This window comes from Methylobacterium sp. CCH5-D2, from assembly GCF_001556475.1.
GTDB classification, from domain to species: Bacteria; Pseudomonadota; Alphaproteobacteria; order Rhizobiales; family Beijerinckiaceae; genus Methylobacterium; species Methylobacterium hispanicum.
In genome coordinates, this window is record NZ_LSIX01000372.1 from 1 (window position 1) to 466 (window position 466).

Annotated in this window: 1 pseudogene; it reads right to left on the minus strand. The window is 76.2% G+C overall.

Features of this window, described 5'->3' with window-relative positions:
• Nucleotides 1–446 (minus strand): annotated as a pseudogene (locus AX737_RS09530) (RND transporter); the annotation flags it as partial.
• Nucleotides 447–466 lie beyond the last annotated feature (20 nt).

A 466-nucleotide genomic window follows, 5' to 3' on the forward strand; every position in this document is an offset into this window, starting at 1 on the left:
TCGTCGCCGTGCGCGAAGGCGGCGGTGCCGAGGATGAGGGTGATGCCGATGGCGAGCAGCGCCAGGGCGGGGGCGCCTCGGCGCCCGCGAACGACCGCGGTGACGAGCATGCCGAGCAGGAACGCGACGGCGACCGCCGCCACCAGCGTCGGGTCCTTGGCCGTCAGGCGCTCCCGGAGGCCGTGGGCGAACTCGGAGGCGCGTCCAAAGGCCGCTTGCGTCGGCGTCGGCTTGGCGGCCGCTGCGGCTGCCTGCGCGGCGGGATCGGGCACGGTGACCGCCACGGTCAACACGTCGACCGCATCCCCGGCCGTGACGGTCGCCACGAGCTCGTGCCGGCCGGGCTTCGCCAGCCAGGGCACCGGCAGCGCGTAGCCGCCCTCGGGCGTGGCCGCGGCGATCTTGGCCCCCTCCGGCGTCTCGACCTCGATGGTCGCGCCGGGCACCGGCTCGTTCGTCCGGAAGC